14 protein-coding genes are annotated in these 15,190 nt (G+C 65.2%); 1 reads left to right on the top strand and 13 read right to left on the bottom strand.

The genetic code is table 11. The annotated features are described in order from the left end of the window. The 6 genes from H535_RS0112790 to H535_RS0112765 all read right to left on the bottom strand — a co-directional run. Positions 1–299, bottom strand: a 299-nt coding sequence (locus tag H535_RS0112790) for a hypothetical protein (protein ID WP_155838679.1), incomplete at its 3' end; no start/stop codon positions are given. A 336-nt stretch (positions 300–635) separates the two neighbouring features. Beyond that, the gene (rraA, locus tag H535_RS0112785; RefSeq protein ID WP_026819862.1) at positions 636–1,103 is read right to left on the bottom strand and encodes a ribonuclease E activity regulator RraA; all 468 of its coding nucleotides are present in this window, start codon (positions 1,101–1,103) and stop codon (positions 636–638) included. An 81-nt stretch (positions 1,104–1,184) separates the two neighbouring features. Next, positions 1,185–2,201, bottom strand: coding sequence for a magnesium and cobalt transport protein CorA (locus tag H535_RS0112780; RefSeq protein WP_026819861.1), 1,017 nt, complete (start codon positions 2,199–2,201; stop codon positions 1,185–1,187). 203 nt (positions 2,202–2,404) lie between these two features. Next, positions 2,405–3,802 (bottom strand): GntP family permease, encoded by a 1,398-nt coding sequence (locus tag H535_RS0112775; protein WP_245580294.1) that lies wholly within the window; start codon positions 3,800–3,802, stop codon positions 2,405–2,407. 331 nt (positions 3,803–4,133) lie between these two features. Continuing rightward, positions 4,134–4,979, bottom strand: coding sequence for a triose-phosphate isomerase family protein (locus tag H535_RS25255; protein WP_051299177.1), 846 nt, complete (start codon positions 4,977–4,979; stop codon positions 4,134–4,136). Positions 4,980–5,105: 126 nt separating this feature from the next. Next, the gene (locus tag H535_RS0112765; protein WP_051299175.1) at positions 5,106–6,056 is read right to left on the bottom strand and encodes a 3-hydroxyacyl-CoA dehydrogenase family protein; all 951 of its coding nucleotides are present in this window, start codon (positions 6,054–6,056) and stop codon (positions 5,106–5,108) included. Between the two features lie 150 nt (positions 6,057–6,206). On the opposite strand from H535_RS0112765, the gene H535_RS0112760 reads away from it, so the two are divergent. Continuing rightward, a complete protein-coding gene (locus H535_RS0112760; protein WP_051299173.1) occupies positions 6,207–7,667 on the top strand; it encodes an amidase in 1,461 nt (486 codons plus the stop codon). A 69-nt stretch (positions 7,668–7,736) separates the two neighbouring features. Here H535_RS0112760 and tsaA read toward each other — a convergent pair whose 3' ends face one another. The 7 genes from tsaA to H535_RS25240 form a co-directional block, all read right to left on the bottom strand. Then, the gene (gene tsaA, locus H535_RS0112755) at positions 7,737–8,213 is read right to left on the bottom strand and encodes a tRNA (N6-threonylcarbamoyladenosine(37)-N6)-methyltransferase TrmO (RefSeq protein ID WP_026819857.1); all 477 of its coding nucleotides are present in this window, start codon (positions 8,211–8,213) and stop codon (positions 7,737–7,739) included. A gap of 67 nt (positions 8,214–8,280) precedes the next feature. Continuing rightward, entirely contained in the window at positions 8,281–9,549 is a 1,269-nt protein-coding gene (locus H535_RS25250) for an alpha-hydroxy acid oxidase (protein WP_051299170.1), read from the bottom strand. A gap of 34 nt (positions 9,550–9,583) precedes the next feature. Next, a complete protein-coding gene (locus tag H535_RS0112745) occupies positions 9,584–10,993 on the bottom strand; it encodes an Nramp family divalent metal transporter (protein WP_026819856.1) in 1,410 nt (469 codons plus the stop codon). A 105-nt stretch (positions 10,994–11,098) separates the two neighbouring features. Beyond that, positions 11,099–12,094 (bottom strand): 2-hydroxyacid dehydrogenase, encoded by a 996-nt coding sequence (locus H535_RS25245; RefSeq protein ID WP_051299169.1) that lies wholly within the window; start codon positions 12,092–12,094, stop codon positions 11,099–11,101. Positions 12,095–12,182: 88 nt separating this feature from the next. Next, positions 12,183–12,962 (bottom strand): SDR family NAD(P)-dependent oxidoreductase, encoded by a 780-nt coding sequence (locus H535_RS0112735; protein WP_051299202.1) that lies wholly within the window; start codon positions 12,960–12,962, stop codon positions 12,183–12,185. A 21-nt stretch (positions 12,963–12,983) separates the two neighbouring features. Then, entirely contained in the window at positions 12,984–13,451 is a 468-nt protein-coding gene (locus tag H535_RS0112730; protein ID WP_026819854.1) for a ribose-5-phosphate isomerase, read from the bottom strand. Next, positions 13,448–15,181, bottom strand: coding sequence for a dihydroxyacetone kinase family protein (locus H535_RS25240; RefSeq protein WP_051299167.1), 1,734 nt, complete (start codon positions 15,179–15,181; stop codon positions 13,448–13,450). Before H535_RS25240 ends, H535_RS0112730 begins: the two co-directional genes overlap by 4 nt. Positions 15,182–15,190: the final 9 nt, after the last annotated feature.

Here is a 15,190-nt window from a genome sequence, read left to right as displayed (position 1 = left end):
AGCCTGGACGCCTCGTCCAGCAGATTCACCGCCTGCCGATAATCCAGATCTTCCGATTCAATGCAGGCCAGCCCATCCACGATCCCCCGGGCCAGCACCGGCACCTCCTTGAACCCGGCAGCGCGGGCAATATCGACCCGCAGATCCAGCTCGACGCCCAGGCCCTGCCACCCATCTTGAACATCGGACATCGACCACCCCGACAACCAAAACCACCCGCCCGCACCGGCACCCGCAGCACCGGAAGCACCGGCACCCGGGCGCCCGCCGTCGTCGTCAACACCCACTCGAACCGTCATAAAACCAGTCAACCACCGACCACTGACATTATTAGAAGATTTCGACGGCTTTAGATAACGGAACAATAACGATGAGCGGGAAGCCGGGATCCTTATCAGCCCCGGACCAAGAACCCGGATCTGGCCACCACAAATCCCCTCCGGGCCGAAGACCGTCCTTACCTGGCAGCGGCACCGCCCAACGAACGCCAGCGGAGACACCGGACTCGCAGAAAGCCAGGCTCATAGAAGACCGACGTGCCGACGTCGTTGGTGTTCCTGGCCAGTTGGCGCCCTCCGTGACCGGAGATTCCCCACCCGGAGATTCCGCGCCAAGCTACCCCTCGACCAGACCGGCTACCGCTCGACCAGGATCCCGTCTTCGTCGCAGTAAACTGTGGCTCCCGGCCGGAAATCGACACCGTCGAACCTCACCGGAACGTCCTTTTCGCCGGCGCCGTCCTTGACGCTCTTCCGCGGATTGCTACCCAGCGCCTTCACGCCGAGCGGCAGCTGCGCCAACGCCGCCCGGTCACGCACGGCACCGTTGATGATGACACCGGCCCATCCGTTGTCGACTGCGAGTTCGGCGATCATGTCGCCCATGAGCGCCCGGTTCAACGACCCGGCACCGTCGACAACCAGCACCGCCCCGTCGCCTTGGGTGGACAGCACCGACTTGAGCACCACATTGTCCTCGAAGCACCGGACCGTGCGGACGGGGCCGCTGAACGCGGTCCGCCCGCCAAACAAAAGAAACTGCGTTGCTACTGACTGAAGTTCCTCGCCGCGCTCATCGTAGAGATCCGCCGTCGACACCGACATGCTGTTCCTTTCAAAGTCTTGCCGCTTTCGCTCCTGCATCCAACCTAAGCCATGGCGCCGACATTTCAGGGCGCAAGCCGCCTATAGCCACTTCATCCACTTGAACACGGCATACAGCACCCCGCCGGTGGCGACCATGAGCCCCAGCGAGAACGGATACCCCCACACCCAATCAAGTTCGGGCATGCGGTCAAAGTTCATCCCGTAGACCGTGCCGATCAGCGTCGGCGCGAAAATGATCGCCGCCCAGGAAGAAATCCGTTTGATTTCCTCGTTCTGCTCCAGGCTCGTTTCAGATAGCCTCCGCATCTCCTCGTTCTGCCGCTGCGCCACCAACGTCGCGTTGACGGTGAGTGCGTTCTGCAGCAGGACACGGAAGGAATCGACACGTTCGACGACGCGGATCACATGGTCGCGCACGTCACGCAGTTTTCGCTGCAGTTCAACATTGACCTGGAAATTGGCCATCCCTTTCTCCAGGGCGGCGATCACCTCCTCCAGCGGATGTGTCGCGCGCTGGAATTCGGTCACTTCGCGGGAGAGCTCGTAGATCCGCCGTGAAACGGTGGGATCGCCATTGAAGATCTGGTCTTCGATCTCGTCGATGTCATTTTCCAGCCCGGCCACCACCGGGCCATAGGCGTCCACGACCTCATCGAGAATTGCGTACAGTGCCGCGGGCGGGCCCATGGCCAGCAGTTCCGGGTCGGCTTCCATCCGCTGCCGCACCCGGCCCAGGTCCAACGACTCGGCATGACGGACACTGACCAGGAAGTCGGCCCCGACAAAGACATGCAGCTCCCCGAACTCGACCTTCTCGGTGTCGTCCAGGTAGCGGGCCGGCCGCAACACCGTAAAGAGCGTCGACCCGTAGTTCTCCAGCTTGGACCGCTGATGTCCGCGCAGCGCGTCTTCGACAGCCAGTTCGTGGAGCCGGAACTCGTCAGCGAGAGACTCGACCTCTCCGGCATCCGGGCGGTACAGCCCGATCCAGGCCATGCCTCCCCGCTCGCGCATCACCTCGTACGTCTCGTCCAGGCTGCGCGGATCCGCCGTCCGCTGCCCGCCGACATACACGGCATTATCAACCAGGGTCATCGCCCATCAGCTCCCTCGTCAGGTACGGCTTTCAGGCTACCAAGGGAGGGCCACGCGAGGTCGGCGCCAGTCACCAACGACAACGGCACCAGTCACCAAGGGAAGAGATCCGCAACGACTCCCGGCCGCCCCGGACGCCTGGACGCCCGGGACACGTGGTGCCCCGGCGAACCGCCGGGGCACCACGCAGTGCACCACAGGGGCTACGCGAACGCGTAGACGATGCACACCAACCCAAAGGCCATGAAGCCGACAGCGGTGGCAATGACCGTCCATGTCTTCAGCGCCAGCGTGGTCCCCATCCCCAGGAACCGGCTGACCAGCCAGAAGCCGGAGTCGTTCACATGGGAGAAGGTAATGGCGCCGGCCACGATGGCAACGACGATACACGCCAGAGCCACGGTGCTCATGTCTCCGGCGGCGTTGACTGCGGGGGCCATCAGCCCGGCCGCAGTGATACCCGCGACAGTGGCCGAGCCCTGCGCCACGCGCATAATCACGGCAATCAGGAAGCCCACCACGATCAGCGGCAGCCCCAAGGCGTCGAGGCCGTCGGTCATGGCACCGCCAATGCCGGTGGAGGTCAGCACCCCGCCGAACATGCCGCCGGCACCCGTGATCAGAATGATCGAGCAAACCGGCGCCAATGAATCGTCCACCAGGTCTTCCAGTTTCCCGCCGATCGGCCCGGTCTGGCGCCTGATGACCAACAGATACATGGCCAGCAGCGACGAAATCAGCAGAGCGATCGGGGTATTACCGATGAAGATCAGGATCTGGATGGCGAGATTACCCTCAGGTAGCAGCCCTTCGGCAGTCAGCGTGGACAGTCCGGTGTTGATGAAGATCAGCACCAGCGGCAGCAGCAGCACCAGCAAGATGGTGCCGAACTTAGGCGGATTCTCGGTGTCCTTCGGCGGATCACCCAGCAGATGCGGGACTTCCAGCTCCGGGCTGCGCTTGGCCAGCCATATACCAAGGTGGTAACCGGCAAAATACCAGGTGGGGATGCCCACCAGCAGCCCGATCACCAGCACCATGCCGACGTCGGCCCCGAGAATCCCTGCCGCGGCAACCGGGCCGGGGTGCGGCGGGACCAACGCATGCATGGTCAGGAAAGCACCGGTGGACGGCAGCGCATAAAGCAGCAGGCCGCCGCCGAGGCGACGGGCCACGGTGTAAATAATCGGCAGGAAGACGATAAACCCTGCGTCGAGGAAGATCGGGAATCCGAACAGCAGCGAGGCGACAGACAGGGCCAGCGGTGCGCGCTTTTCCCCGAAACGGCCAATCAGGCTTTCGGCCAGCACGGTGGCGCCGCCCGACGTTTCGACGAGCCGGCCGAGCACCGCCCCGAAACCGACCAGCATGGCAACGGTCGCCAGCGTCTCGCCGAACGGGCCAAGCATGGTGTCCAGCAGGTCCGATGCCGACACACCGGCGACGACGGCGGTCAGCAGGCTGACGATGATCAGGGAGAAGAACGCGTGCAGGCGCACTTTAATAATGAGGAACAGCAACAGTGCCACGGCGCCCACCGCAATGGCGATAAGCGCGGGAGTCGGCATTGTTGGTTCCGGAGCCATTGGCGTCAAAACCATTGGGGTAACTCCTTATGTACAACTTCGTGGGTGGCCAAGCGGACATTGGTGTTCCGTGGCGTGATTCAATTCATAATCGAAGATCCTATAGCATTTAGGTCGTGCTGAAAACAGGTCCGACGGCGGCGGGAGCCCGGAAGGTGGCGGGAGCGGCGGGAGCCTGGCGTGATTGTGAACCAGGCGACGGACACGACGGCGGCAGGAACCCGGGTTGGTGAAGACCGCCTGCCAGGTGCCCGCGACAGGTGCCCGCGGCAGGTGCCCGCCTGCCAGGTGCGCGCGGCAGGTGCCCGCGGCAGGTGCCCGCCTGCCAGGTGCGCGCGGCAGATGCCTACGACGTTGCCCCCGGCGGAATCCCGGCGGACTGGTCGGCGGACTGGCCGGCGCGTTGCAGCGCCTCGTCCAGCACGGCGCCGAGGTTGGCGGGATCGTGGGCAAAGCGTCCGAGGAACAAACCGTCCACCGCATCGAGCCGGGGCAGCAAGCCGGGACCGGCGCTGCCGCCGTAAAGGATGGCCGGGCCGGCGCCTGGAGGGGCGGAATGCCCGGCCCCGCCGGGACTTGGCACACCAGAGTTCCCGACCCCGCCAGAGCGTTCGGCAAGCTGCTGCCGCAGCCGGGCGACGACGTCGTTCACGTACTCTGCAGCTGCCGGCTCGGCTGCTCCGATGGCCCACACCGGCTCGTACGCAAGTATCACAGCATCCGTGGCGACCGTGCTGCCCAGGGCCGCATCGACCTGCCGGTAGCAGAAGTCGGCGGCCTCCACGGCGCTCTGCCGTTCAGGCTCGCCGACACAAAGCAGCGGCGTCATTCCGGCTGCGGCGACCGCCGTCGTTTTGTCGGCAACGACGGCGTCATCCTCGCCGAACAGCTTGCGCCGTTCGGCGTGGCCGATCTCGACGAGGTCCATGCCAAGCTCCGCCAGCAACTCCGGGCTGACTTCTCCGGTCAGCGCTCCGCCTGCCGCGCTGCTGTTCTGTGCAGCCAGCAACACCGGACTGCTGTCCAGGATCCGGCGCGCAGACTCCAACACCGGGAAGGAGGGCGCCACGAAAACGCCGACCTTGCCGGCCAGCGCCGGCCGGGCGAGCACCTCATCGCGGACACCGGCCAGCCAGTCCAGGCTCTCCTGGTATCGGAGATACATTTTGGTGCTCACGCCGACGTACTGCATGGGCCGCTTCGACGCCTTCTCCAATGACTCCACTCCCCCTGGATTGCTCTGCTCCGTGTCGTGCAAATGTTTCGTATCCTGCTTCGTTACTGCTCCGGCTCTGCAGCGACTTCCGCCGCGACCGCCCTACTGCAGCGGAGCCGGACCGAGGTCCTCGATCAACTTCTGCATCGCCACGTAGGCCTTGTTCCGGTACGCGATCAGCTCGGGCGTACGCTCGGCCGGAACATCGAGGAAGCCTTCGCCGCTCTTGGTTCCCAGCTTGCCAGCTTCGACCAGGTCGGACAGGATTTTCGGCGTCGCGAACCGTTCGGGGAAGTCGGTCTGCAACGACTTGTAGCAGAAGTTGTACACGTCCAGCCCGGCCATGTCCGCAATCGCGAAGGGCCCGAAGAACGGCAGTCGGAAGCCGAAGGTGGTGCGCACCAGAGTGTCGATATCCTCCGGCCCGGCAACGCCTTCCTCGACCAACTGAGTCGCTTCGTGGAACAGGGCGTACTGCAGCCGGTTGAGCACAAAGCCGGTGACGTCGGCGACGACGGCGGTCTCCTTGCCGGTCGAGTGGACGATCTCCTGAGCTGCCTCAACGGTCGCCTTGTCGGTGCCGGCGTGCGGAATGATTTCGACGCCGGGGATGAACGGCGAGGGGTTGGAAAAGTGCACGCCGAGGAACCGCTCCGGACGCTGCACCGACGTGGCCATCTCGCCGATGGAAATCGTCGAGGTGTTGGAAGCGATGATCGCATCCGGCTTCGCCGCCGCGCTGATCCGGGCGTGGATGTCGTTCTTGATCTCGAGGACTTCGGGGACTGCCTCTTCGATGAAGTCGGCGTCCGCGACTGCCTCTTCCACCGAAGCGGCGGCGGTGAGGTGCTGCTCCAGCTTTTCGGTGGCGCCTTCGGAGAACAGCCCGTCGGCGACGAAGTCCTTCGACTCGTTGATCAGCCGTTCGTAGTTCTGTGCGGCGACGTCTGCCGAAACATCGGCCAGGGCGACTGTGGCGCCGGACAGGGCCAGCACCTGGGCGATTCCGCCGCCCATGTAACCGGAGCCGACAATTGCAACTTTGCGGGTCATGAGGATTCTCTTTCGAGTCGTAGGGCGGGCCGCAAACGGCCCATGGGACTGGATTCGACACACGTGGAATCATGTTTCCTATAGGGTTTAGATCAACATACTCCCTGCCGATAATCTATGTCACATCCGCCTGCCGAAAGGATGGCCAGTATGACGACGACGGATAGCACGAGTTCGGATGCCGGTGCGGGCGTCCTGGACCTGTCAGCCACTGCGCTGGCATCAGCGATCCGCTCCAAGGAGATCTCGGCCCGGGAGGCTTTAGACGCCCAGCTGCGGCGGATCGAGCAGGTAAACCCTGCGATTAATGCCATTGTCACCGTCGACGACGACGCCGCCGTGGCAGCCGCCACGGCCGCGGACGAACTCACTATGTCCGCACACGGCCCACTGCCGCGGCTGCACGGCGTGCCGATGACGCACAAGGACACCCACAACACCCGTGGCCTGCGCACCACGCACGGTTCAAAGGTCTTCGCCAATCACGTCCCGGATGCCGACGACCTGGTCATCGGGCGGTTGAAGACCGCCGGCGTCGTCACCACCGGAAAGTCCAATGTGCCCGAATTCGCGGCCGGCTCCCACACCTTCAATGAAGTGTTCGGCACGACGACGAATCCCTACGCCCCGCACTTGAGCGCCGGTGGCAGCAGCGGCGGAGTCGCCGCGGCCATCGCCTCGCGCATCCAGCCGGCAGGTGACGGATCCGATATGGGCGGGTCGCTGAGGCTGCCCGCCTCATTCTGCAACGTTGCCGGACTTCGGCCCTCAGCCGACGTCGTCCCCTCCCCCGGGTCGCCGGACCTGTTCAGCTGGATTGGACGGACCGGCGCGATGGCCCGCGACGTCGAAGACATCGCCTTGATGATGTCCGCCATCTCCGGCAGCCATCCGCGGCACCCCACGCCATCGCCGGTGGCGCCGCACAGGTTCGCTGAGCCGCTGGAACGGGACTTGACCGGCATGAGGATCGCGTGGTCGCCCGACCTTGGGCTGGGGATACCGGTTGAAGCCGAGGTGAAGCGCGTACTGGAAGAGCAGCTGGCGGTCTTCGAATCCCTCGGTGCCCGGATCGAGGAGGCCGCGCCGGACCTCCGCGAGGCGGACCTGGTGTTCCGCAATACCCGCGCCTTCAACTTCGCCCTGTCCCTGGGTGACCTGGTCGCTGAACACGGTGAGGTGATCAAGCCGGAAATCCGCTGGAACGTGGAGCAGGGGTGGGAGTTGTCGAGCGCTGACCTGATCGAGACCGCGCTGGCCAGGACACGGCTGGAGCACCGGATGCAGGAATTCTTCGACCGCTACGACGTCATCGCGTCGCCCTGCGCCCAGGTGCTCCCCTTTGATGCCGCCGAGCGCTATCCCGGATCCATTAACGGCGTGGAACTGGACAATTACCTGGGCTGGATGCGCTCGGCCTGCCTGATATCCGCCACCGGCGTTCCGGCGTTATCCGTGCCGGCCGGCTTCAGCGAATCCGGGCTGCCGGTTGGCCTGCAGCTGGCCATGAGTCACGGGCAGGATGTCGAGTTGTTGCAGGTGGGACACGGGTTCGAGCAGGCGACGGGCTTCGCACGGCAGGCTCCCGTGCTTTCGGCGGCGGGAGGCTGAGAGCCGGGGCCTGGGTACAGGGCCTGCCGGGCGACCGGAAACCAGCACGGGCTTGGTTCGGGTGAGTGCTCAGTCTGAACCGGTGTAGTAGTCGGCCATGAGCCGGCGGCTCCACTCGGGCTCCCTGGTCGGTTGCGGAAGCAGCACGGTCATGATGGGTTTAATATCCAGCACCGGCGTCCCGTCGACTGCGTCCAGGCCGCGAACGCGGAGCCAGGTATCACCGAGCTCGACGATCTCGCAGGCGCTGACGCCGACGGGATTGGGCCGATTCGGCCCGCGGGCCGCGAAAACGCCGATGAGCGGCATGTCATCCCGGCCCCGCGCCCGGGACCGCTGCGCGTAGGAGGACCGCCGGGTCACTTGGTCGAACCAGAACAAGATCTCGACGTGGGAGAATCCCTCGAGGCCCTCCAGGGACTGGCTGCCCATGTCGTCGTTGAGGTCGATGCGGGCTACGACGTCTCCCCAGCCGGTGGTGTTACTGGCGTCCGCCCGCGGTGAAGAAACGGAACCAATCGGTTCGAGATGCATGTGCGTATCCATCCGGAGTACCTCTGGCTAGCGTGTGGTCGCTGCGATAGAGCGCGGCGCGAACCGCTTTGATCGATTCCTATCGTACCTGCAGGTCCCGCGATCCCTCCGGCCGTGACCATTCGGGCGGGAAGTTCACAAAGCTGCGGTCGATATTCTCCACGTTGTCCAGCCCGAGCAGAATGAGGCTCTCCCGCAATTCACTGCGGTAAATGTCGATCACCCGTTGCACTCCGCGCCCCCCGGCCGCGGCGGCGCCCCAGACCCAGCTGCGCCCGAGCGCCACGGCGTCGGCCCCGAGGGCCTTGGCCTTGAGCACGTCGCCGCCGCTGCGCACGCCGCCGTCGAAAATGATGCTGAGCCGGTCCCCGAGCGCATCGACGATCCGGGGCAGCACGCTGATGGAACTGGGCAGGCCGTCCAGCTGCCGGCCGCCATGGTTGCTGACCACCACGCCGTCCGCGCCGGCGCCGGCCGCACTGTGGGCATCGGACAGGCTCATCACGCCCTTGACGAACAAGGGGCCGGTCCAAATACTGCGCAGCCATGCGATATCGTCCCAGGTGGCGGACAGATTCACCAGCTCAGTGTTGATGTACTCCTGGTGCGACATCGCGCTGGAGCCTTCGGCGATGCCTTCCAGGTTGCGGAAGCCGATCGCGGGACCGCGCATCAGGCTGGCGAACCATTTGGGATGCCGGGCGACACCCATCGCGTTACGCAGCGTCACCTTGGGCGGGATCGACATCCCGTTGCGGTGGTCGCGGGCGCGCTTGCCGTTGACGGGCACATCGACGGTGACCACCAGGGCCGTGCATCCGGCCGCGGCGGCCCGCTCCACCAGCGTCCGCACGGTGTCCCGGCTGCGCCACATGTACAGCTGGAACCACAACGGCCCGGTGGCTTCGGCCGCGATCTCCTCGATGGACCAGCTCGAGGCGGTGCTGATGGTGTAGGTCAGCCCGGCCTGGCCCGCCGCGCGGACGGCGGACAGCTCACCATCCCCGCCGAAAATCCGCACCGACCCGGCCGGCCCCAGCATAAGCGGCAGCGGCAGTTCCTCTCCCGCGACGGTGGTCTTCAGCTGTTGCTCGGAGACGTCGACGAGGGACTGCGGCACGAACGTCACCTTGGCCAGGTCCCCGGTGTTGGCCCGCAGCGTATTCTCCGCGTCCGCTCCCCCGTCGGCGAAGTCGAACGCCATCTTCGGGATCCGCCGCTTGGCCAGTTGCCGGATGTCGCCAATGGTCGGGGCGTTGGCGAGGGCGTCGGTGGAGATGCCGCCGGCGACGAGCATCTTCGCCAGTTCGGTCACGGCGTTGGCGCGGACCGGGAGTTTGGATGTCATACAACGCTTTCTTGTTGATTCATGGTGATCAGCCTCAGCCGATGGAAACTCCGAACACGTTCAGCAGCGTGTAGATGCCCAGCAGCCCGATGGCGATGCTGCTGATCAGCAGTGCGGTGTTGAACCACTTGCCGCCATACAGCCGCGGGTCGACTTCCGTCTTCCGCAAGTACCAAACGGTGATGACGACGGCGACCAGGAAGATACCTGTCACCACGCCACCGATTTGGACCATCAGCACCGGAACCTGCAGCAGCAGGAAGGCCGCGCCCCAGATAATCGGCATCGCGACGGTGAAGAAGCGGATCCACTTCAGCCGCTTGGCCGGCTCCGTGTGCCAGTCGAAGACGCCCATGGTGGCCAGGATGTTGGAGTACATCCGCGACCAGCTGGGAATGGCGGCCCACATGGTCGAGCCGAGCACTGCGACGGCGCCGATCAGGAAGCCGATGTTGGCCCACTCGCCGAGGGTGTCGGTGTACATTCTGGACAGCGTGGTGATCATCTCGTTGCCCTGGGGGTTCAGCCCCTGCGGATGCAGCACGGACGCCCCCATGATGAAGAAGGCCAGGGTGCCGAAGGTGTAGATGATCCAGGAGATGATGGCGTCCTTGTACATCACGCGGATCCAGCCCTTGGCGCGGCGTTCCCACGCTTCGCTGCCGTCGTTGGGGCCGACCCAGCGCGCGTACCCTTTTTCCACGCACCAGTAGGTGTAGTAGGTGATTTCGTCGGCGCCGACGCCGGTGATTCCGAACATCGCGACCGCCGCGCCGACAGCCCCGGCAGGAATCATAAACGTCAGGCCGCCCAGGACGTCGTCGGGGCCGTAGGCGAACGGCGTCAGCGGCAGCCCCAGCGCGATGACGATGGTGATGAAAACGAAGATGACGACGAGGGCGAAGGCTCCACGTTCGATCAGCCGGTAGCTGTTCTTATACAGCAGCACAATGCTCAACACGACCAAAAAGACCGTCCAGATCGTCATCGAGGTCATGCTCAGGGGTCCGCCGCCCAGGGGCAGCAGGATGCTGCACGCGACGGCGACACCGCCCACGATACCGCCGAACTGCAGGAACTTGGACAGCGCCAGCACAATCCAGAGGATGTTGACCCAGCTCATCCGCCCGACCTTCGGCGGGACCTTATTGAAGCCGGTCAGGGCCGGATTTCCGGTGACAATGGTCCAGCGCGCCAGTTCAACCTGAACGGCAACCTTCACCAGGGTCGAGACGATCACCATCCAGAGGATGACGAAACCCGCTTCGGCGCCCAGCGCGGTGGTGGCGATGAGTTCGCCCGAGCCAACGATGGAGGCGCTCAGGATCAGCCCGGGGCCCAGATACCGCAGGCTGGCCTTCCACCCAACCGGTGGCTCCTTAATGCCGTCGGCAGTGAGCGTATAAGGGTCCTGCGCTTCTACTGAATCAGCCGATGACGCCATTGTAGATCCTCGATCCAATACGATTACTGAGGTTGTCAGCTAGTATTGCGGCGATTCAGCAGTCCGTCAAGGGTTTTTGTGATGCCTCGCACGCTGTTTCAGCGGCTAGGCGAGCACCTCGGGATTCACCGGATGGACGGGACGCTGCCCGCGGCTCACGGCGATGATGTCATTGATGGCCGAGGTCGCCACGGCGTCGGTGAATGAATCGGTCCAGCACAGACCGTGCGGGGCCAGCACGACGTTGTCCATACCCATCAACGGGCTCGACGACGGCAGCGGCTCGGTCGCGAAAACATCCAGCGCCGCTCCGGCCAGGTGTCCGCTCTGCAGGTGGCCGGTCAGCGCTTGTTCGTCCACCACGCTCCCGCGGGCCACGTTGATGAAGAACGAACCCGGTTTCATCGCGGACAACTCCTCCGCACCGATGAGGTGGCGGGTCTGAGCATTGGCGGCAACGGTGACGATGACGAAGTCGCTCTCGGCGAGCACCTCCGCCAGTGGTTTCTGGTCCACCCCGAGTGCGGCGGCCAGCTCCGGTTTCGGGGACCGGTTGTAGGCAATGGTTTTCAGTCCCAGGCCCTTCAGGTCCCGGGCGATGGACTCGCCAATACCGCCGAGGCCGACCAGGCCAATCGTTGCACCATCGAGCCCGGCGCCGCGCCAATGCTGCTTTTCGGCCCACCGGCCGGTGCGGACCAGTTTGTCCTTGATCACCAGGTTGTGGGCGAGGGCGAAGAGCATGGCAATTGTCGCATGGGCCATCGGCTTGCGGACCGCTTCGGGAGCGTTGGTGACGACGACGCCGGCGTCGGTGCATGCCGGGACGTCGACAGCGTCGTAGCCGGCGCCGAAACGCGCGACGTGGCGGAAGTCCGTCAGCCCGGCGAGGGAATCGGCGCTGACCTTGTAGTGGCCCAGCGCGAACAGCGCATTGAACCCCTCAAGCTCGGCGGCCGAAACCGTATCCGATCCGCTCTTGGGCAGCACCTCCCAGCTCAGCCCTGCCTGCTCGAGCCGCTGGAGCCCGATGTCGCCGTAAATCGTCGAACCGTCCATGTGGGCGTTTTCACCGGTGATGGCGACTCGGTAGTCGGACATAACAACCTCTCACTCTTCGCTGGCGGTGTGCGTCGGCGGCGCGGTGCTGGTGCACGTCAACGCGCTTTTGGTTCGAGACAGCGCGCTCTTAGTGCATGTAGAGCCCGCCGTCGACATTGAGGGTTTGTCCGGTGATGAAACCGGCGTCTTCACCGATCAGGAAGTGGATGGCTGCGGCAATGTCGCGCGGCGTACCCACCCGGTTGAGCACCCCGTCGGCTGCCATGGCCTCTTTACGTTCGTCGGTGAGCCTGCCGCCCATGATGTCGGTGTCGATCGGCCCGGGAGAGATGGCGTTGACCGTCACGTCGTATCCGCCCAGCTCGCGGGCCACGGACCGGGTCAGCCCGATCACGCCGGCCTTCGCCACGGAGTACGGGGTCTTGCTGTATGTTCCGCCGCCGCGCTGGGCCGAGACCGAGGAGATGTTGACGATGCGGCCGATCCGGTGCTTCACCAGCGACTCCGAGACCCGCCGGGTCATGTAATGCACACCGTTGAGGTTGATATTCAGCACCCGGTCCCATTCATCCGGTTCCAGCTCCAGGTACGGAACCGGCGAGCTGACTCCGGCCAGGTTGACCAGTGCCACAATCTGCGGCAGCTGCTCCTCCAGCTCGTCGACGGCGGCGCGGACGGCAGTCTCGTCGGAGACATTCGCGCCCACTCCGGCAGCCTGCACGTTGAACTTATCGGCGACCTCTTTCGCGACTGCCTTGCAGCCGTCGTCGTCCAGGTCGAGGACGCCAATGTTCCACCCGCGCTCGGCCAGGTAGTCGACAGTGCCGCGCCCGATCCCCCGCGGCGAGACGGCGCCGGTGACGATTGCCGTCTTATCCGCAGGGAAGGTCGCGATTCCGGCCGGCATGTCAGTTCCCTCGGTCACGGTTCAGCCTTCTTCCTGCTCGTAGGAGCTGATGGCCGCGACCTTCGCCGCGGAGCCGGAGTTTTCGTCGAAGCGGTGGCTCAGCCATTCCTTGGTGAGCTTCTTCGCCAGCTCCAGCCCGATCACCCGCTGGCCGAAGGTCAGCACCTGGGCGTTGTTGCTGAGCACTGACCGCTCCACCGAGTAGCTGTCGTGGGCGGTGACGGCGCGGATGCCCGGAACCTTGTTCGCCGAGATGGCCACGCCCATACCGGTGCCGCAGATCAGCAGCGCCCGGTCCGCTTCACCTGCGGCGACCTTCCGCGCACCTTCCACGGCAACGTGCGGGTATGCGGTGGAATCGTCTGCGCCCACGCCGACGTCGATCACCGACTCCACGCGGTCGTCCGCTTCCAGCAGCTCCTTCAGGGCCGTCTTGAACTCAACACCGGCCTCGTCATTGCCAACGACAATGCGCCATTTTCCACTCATGCCTGCGCTCCTTTTCCATTCAAATCCTGATAAGCCGTCGCGACCGCGGACGCGATCTTGCCGAACGAGACCGCCCCGGGGTCCGGGTGCCCGATGCTCTTTTCGGCCAGCGGGCGGGCCCGGCCTTTCTTAGGCCGCATCTCTGCGGTGGCCTGCGCGGCTTCGTTGGCCTGGCCGGCCGCGGCGGACAACGTCTGCCCCAGCGAAGCTCCCGACTGCTGGTGTTCGGTGAACACTGCCGTGTACGGCACCAGCGCATCGACCATGGTCTTATCGCCCGGTTCGGCCTGGCCCAACCCCATGATCGCCTCGCTGAACGCCGTCACGGCGGCCAGACCGTCGTCGTCGTTGTAGCTGTCCCGGTTACCCAGCGACTGCCCGACGGCGATGATCGCCGAGCCCCACAGGGCGCCGGAGGTGCCGCCAGCCTTCTCGGCCCAGGCTTCGCCCGCCTCTATGAGTAAACGGTCAACGCCGGCAGAAGATTCCGCGCAGGCGGCTGCGACGTCGGCAGCAGCATCAACGCCGCGGCGCATCCCAATGCCGTGGTCGCCGTCGCCGGCGATCGCGTCCAGCTTTCCGAGTTCTTCTTCATGCTCGACGACGACGGCGCGCACCGCCTCCAGCATGGCCGCGGCGCCGGCGCTGAGCCGCGCTGCCGCGGTGGTGGGCGGTTCGACGTCGGCCGTTGCGGCCTCGGCCAGTTGCTCCACATCGCGATGCGGGCGGACCTCAAGATGGCCCTTGCGATAGGCGGGAGTGTCCGCCGGAGCGGCCCAATGATGTTCGAGTTCATCGTCGAGCCAGAGCAACGTCAGCGACAGTCCGGACATGTCGAGGCTGGTGACCAGCTCGCCGCATTCGGGCTCCACGGTCTCCAGGCCGGCCTCGGCAAGTTTCGCCTCGATCTTGCCGTAAAGCAGGAACAGCTCCTCATACTTGACCGTTCCCAGCCCGTTGACGATCGGCACCACCCGGTTGCCGGCGTCGTCGGGCTTGTCCTGAAGCAGCCGACTGACCAGCAACTCCGCCAGTTCCGAGGCCGAGGGCATGGCGTGGTCGGAAATGCCGGGTTCGCCGTGGATACCCAGTCCCAGGGACATATGCCGCTCGGGGACGTGGAACAGCGGCTCGGATGCGCCGGGCAGGGTGCAGCCGTCGAAGGCGACGCCCAGCGAGCGCGTGCGGTAGTTGGTCTTGACCGCCAGCCGCTCCACCTCGTCCAGGTTGAGTCCTTCGTCGGCCGCGGATCCGGCGATCTTGAAGACCGTGAGGTCGCCGGCGATGCCGCGGCGCGAGGACAATTCCTCAATCGGGGCGCTGGCGATATCGTCCGTGACCACGACCGTGCGGGTTTCGATGCCTTCGGCATTGAGCCGCAGCTGGGCCTGGCCGAAGTGCAGCACGTCGCCGGCGTAGTTGCCGTAGCTGAGCAGCACGCCGCCGCCGGCATTGGCAGCCTTGGCCACCCGGTAGACCTGGCTGGCCGACGGCGAGGCGAACATGTTGCCGCAGACCGAACCGGCCGCGAGCCCCTGGCCCACCAGGCCGGCGAAGGCGGGATAGTGGCCCGACCCGCCACCGATGACCAGGGCGGCCTGGCCGTCCTTCATCTCGGTCGAGCGCACCACGCCGCCGTCGACGGGTGCTACATATTGACGGTTGGCGGCGGCGAACCCGGCCAGTGCTTCGTTGGCAAAGTTGCTGGGGTCATCGAATATCCGTGTCATGGCTCCTCA

Source organism: Arthrobacter castelli DSM 16402, from assembly GCF_000430705.1.
In the GTDB taxonomy this organism is placed as follows: domain Bacteria; phylum Actinomycetota; class Actinomycetes; order Actinomycetales; family Micrococcaceae; genus Arthrobacter_C; species Arthrobacter_C castelli.
Note: the sequence above shows the minus strand (reverse complement) of the source record. Positions and strands in the feature narration are given on the sequence as shown.

Excerpts from the sequence above, each read along its gene's own strand:
- rraA (WP_026819862.1), bottom strand. The coding sequence starts at position 1,103 with ATGTCGGTGTCGACGGCGGATCTCTACGATGAGCGCGGCGAGGAACTT.
- H535_RS0112780 (WP_026819861.1), bottom strand. The coding sequence starts at position 2,201 with ATGACCCTGGTTGATAATGCCGTGTATGTCGGCGGGCAGCGGACGGCG.
- H535_RS0112775 (WP_245580294.1), bottom strand. The coding sequence starts at position 3,802 with ATGGTTTTGACGCCAATGGCTCCGGAACCAACAATGCCGACTCCCGCG.
- H535_RS25255 (WP_051299177.1), bottom strand. The coding sequence starts at position 4,979 with ATGCAGTACGTCGGCGTGAGCACCAAAATGTATCTCCGATACCAGGAG.
- H535_RS0112765 (WP_051299175.1), bottom strand. The coding sequence starts at position 6,056 with ATGACCCGCAAAGTTGCAATTGTCGGCTCCGGTTACATGGGCGGCGGA.
- H535_RS0112760 (WP_051299173.1), top strand. The coding sequence starts at position 6,207 with ATGACGACGACGGATAGCACGAGTTCGGATGCCGGTGCGGGCGTCCTG.
- tsaA (WP_026819857.1), bottom strand. The coding sequence starts at position 8,213 with ATGGATACGCACATGCATCTCGAACCGATTGGTTCCGTTTCTTCACCG.
- H535_RS25250 (WP_051299170.1), bottom strand. The coding sequence starts at position 9,549 with ATGACATCCAAACTCCCGGTCCGCGCCAACGCCGTGACCGAACTGGCG.
- H535_RS0112745 (WP_026819856.1), bottom strand. The coding sequence starts at position 10,993 with ATGGCGTCATCGGCTGATTCAGTAGAAGCGCAGGACCCTTATACGCTC.
- H535_RS25245 (WP_051299169.1), bottom strand. The coding sequence starts at position 12,094 with ATGTCCGACTACCGAGTCGCCATCACCGGTGAAAACGCCCACATGGAC.
- H535_RS0112735 (WP_051299202.1), bottom strand. The coding sequence starts at position 12,962 with ATGCCGGCCGGAATCGCGACCTTCCCTGCGGATAAGACGGCAATCGTC.
- H535_RS0112730 (WP_026819854.1), bottom strand. The coding sequence starts at position 13,451 with ATGAGTGGAAAATGGCGCATTGTCGTTGGCAATGACGAGGCCGGTGTT.
- H535_RS25240 (WP_051299167.1), bottom strand. The coding sequence starts at position 15,181 with ATGACACGGATATTCGATGACCCCAGCAACTTTGCCAACGAAGCACTG.